General features: G+C 61.2%; 6 protein-coding genes. 1 reads left to right on the top strand and 5 read right to left on the bottom strand.

All coding sequences use genetic code 11. The features are described 5' to 3' along the window. The 4 genes from RTW80_RS24220 to RTW80_RS24205 form a co-directional block, all read right to left on the bottom strand. Positions 1–515, bottom strand: a 515-nt coding sequence (locus tag RTW80_RS24220) for an FAD-dependent oxidoreductase (RefSeq protein ID WP_312720584.1), incomplete at its 3' end; no start/stop codon positions are given. 51 nt (positions 516–566) lie between these two features. Continuing rightward, positions 567–989 (bottom strand): organomercurial transporter MerC, encoded by a 423-nt coding sequence (gene merC, locus RTW80_RS24215; protein ID WP_001340589.1) that lies wholly within the window; start codon positions 987–989, stop codon positions 567–569. A 35-nt stretch (positions 990–1,024) separates the two neighbouring features. Further along, positions 1,025–1,300 (bottom strand): mercury resistance system periplasmic binding protein MerP, encoded by a 276-nt coding sequence (merP, locus tag RTW80_RS24210; protein WP_000732292.1) that lies wholly within the window; start codon positions 1,298–1,300, stop codon positions 1,025–1,027. Positions 1,301–1,313: 13 nt separating this feature from the next. Then, a complete protein-coding gene (locus RTW80_RS24205; RefSeq protein WP_001294663.1) occupies positions 1,314–1,664 on the bottom strand; it encodes a mercuric transport protein MerT in 351 nt (116 codons plus the stop codon). Between the two features lie 71 nt (positions 1,665–1,735). Between RTW80_RS24205 and merR the strand changes: the two genes are divergently transcribed. After that, a complete protein-coding gene (gene merR, locus RTW80_RS24200) occupies positions 1,736–2,170 on the top strand; it encodes an Hg(II)-responsive transcriptional regulator (protein ID WP_000429836.1) in 435 nt (144 codons plus the stop codon). 106 nt (positions 2,171–2,276) lie between these two features. Here merR and RTW80_RS31730 read toward each other — a convergent pair. Next, on the bottom strand, positions 2,277–2,336 hold a 60-nt coding region (locus RTW80_RS31730; RefSeq protein WP_071528444.1), incomplete at its 5' end, for an IS1 family transposase.

The following is a 2,336-nucleotide window of genomic DNA, read 5'->3' as shown; positions in this document are numbered from 1 at the left end:
CTGGTCGGCGTGGTAGCGGCGATGCCGCCATCGAACGGGCTTTCCCGGCGCAGATGGGCGATATGGGCGGCGCGGATCATGATCTTGGACGGCACACAACCGACATTGACGCAGGTGCCGCCGATGGTGCCGCGCTCGATCAGCGTGACACGTGCGCCTTGCTCGACGGCCTTCAGCGCCGCTGCCATCGCGGCCCCGCCGCTGCCGATGACGGCGATATGCAATGCGCCGCTGCTACCCGTCTTGTCGTTTCTGCCCAGCAGATCGCGCATCTTGTCGAGCAATCCGCCCGGCGTCGAAACTGAGGGGGCATCGGCCAGCGTGGCCCGATAACCGAGTCCAGCTACAGCGGCCGTCAGCGCGTCGGGTGACGTGCCGACCTCAATGGCGAGCTTGGCGCTGCCCTTGGCGTAGGAGACATCCGCTGATTGCACGCCGGGCACTTTCTCCAGGGCGTCCTTGACATGCACTGCGCACGAGTCGCAAGTCATGCCGGTGATTTTGAGAGTGCTCATACCATCGTTCCTTATTCGTGTGGGCCGCCGTGTCGCACGGTCAGCCGTCTTTCACAAGCGCTTGGCGGGGAGTTCGCAGCCGTCCGGTCCGCAACGGCGATGCGCCGGCGACACGAAGTCCCAGATCGACACCCCAATCATCAAGGCCAGGCCGACGTACATCAGGTTCGCCGTCCACCAGTTGCCGAGCAGCCAGACCGTGGCCGCAAACACGATGGCCGGGCCGATCATGCCGAGCAGACTGCGCAGCCATTGCCGATGACTGAACCAACCCAGCGCGTTCGCCAGGAAGGCCAGCGCGGCAAACAGCGGCAGCAGGCGGCTGATGAACAGTCCCTCGTACTGGCTCAAGAAGCCCAGCCCGATGGCCGCGCCGAAGCTGGCGAGGGCTGGAAAGCAGGCGGCGCAGCCCATCGCGGAAACGACGCTGCCGAGCGCGCCGGTTTTATCGGCAATGCGTGTCATCAGTCCCATGAAGCGGCTCTCGCTGTTGTCGTTGGCGTGCTGGCTCACTGCTTGACGCTGGACGGATAGCCGGCGTCTGCGGTGGCCTTGGTCAGCTTCTGTACGCTGGCCTTGGTGTCGTCAAAAGTGACGACGGCCTCGCGCTTCTCGAAGCCCACATCGACCTTGCTCACGCCTTCGACCTTGGAGAGCGCTTTCTTGACTGTGATCGGGCAGGCGGCGCAAGTCATGCCGGGAACCGCTAGCGTGACGGTCTGGGTAGCGGCCCACACCGGGGCAACAGCGGCGGCGAGGGCAAGGGAGGCAAACAGTTTCTTCATGATGAACTCCTGGTTAATAGAAAAATGGAACGACATAGGGAAATCCAAGCGCGACCAGGACCAGCACGGCCACGATCCAGAAAATCAGCTTGTAGGTGGCGCGCACCTGCGGAATCGCGCAGACCTCACCTGGCTTGCATGCCTGCACGGGCCGGTAAATCCGCTTCCAGGCGAAGAACAGCGCCACTAGCGCCGCGCCGATGAACAACGGTCGATAGGGTTCCAGCACCGTCAGGTTGCCGATCCAAGCACCGGAGAAGCCCAGGGCGACCAGTACTAGCGGCCCCAGGCAGCAGGTCGATGCAAGAATGGCGGCCAGCCCGCCGGCGAAGAGCGCACCGCGCCCGTTTTGTGGTTCAGACATACGTTGGCCCTTTTGAATTTGGATTGGATAGCGTAACCTTACTTCCGTACTCATGTACGGAGTCAAGCGATATGGAAAATAATTTGGAAAACCTGACCATTGGCGTTTTTGCCAAGGCGGCCGGGGTCAACGTGGAGACAATCCGCTTCTATCAGCGCAAGGGCCTGTTGCGGGAACCGGACAAGCCTTACGGCAGCATCCGCCGCTATGGGGAGGCGGACGTGGTTCGGGTGAAATTCGTGAAATCGGCACAGCGGCTGGGGTTCAGTCTGGACGAGATTGCCGAGCTGTTGCGGCTCGACGATGGCACCCACTGCGAGGAGGCCAGCAGCCTGGCCGAACACAAGCTCAAGGACGTGCGCGAGAAGATGGCCGACTTGGCGCGCATGGAAACCGTGCTGTCTGAACTCGTGTGCGCCTGCCATGCACGAAAGGGGAATGTTTCCTGCCCGTTGATCGCGTCACTACAGGGCGAAGCAGGCCTGGCAAGGTCAGCTATGCCTTAGCGTGCTTTATTTTCCGTTTTCTGAGGTGCCCCCTAATAGTGTTCTTCCATTTCGGTAAAAATCCCTACCATGGATTCCCACTCGTCCGGGGGGTAATGACTCCAACTTATTGATAGTGTTTTATGTTCAGATAATGCCCGATGACTTTGTCATGCAGCTCCACCGA

It is taken from the genome of Escherichia sp. AM3 (genome assembly GCF_032029835.1).
GTDB lineage: Bacteria > Pseudomonadota > Gammaproteobacteria > Enterobacterales > Enterobacteriaceae > Escherichia > Escherichia coli.
The sequence above is the reverse complement of the archived record's forward strand: the minus strand, read 5'-3'. Positions and strand labels throughout refer to the sequence as shown.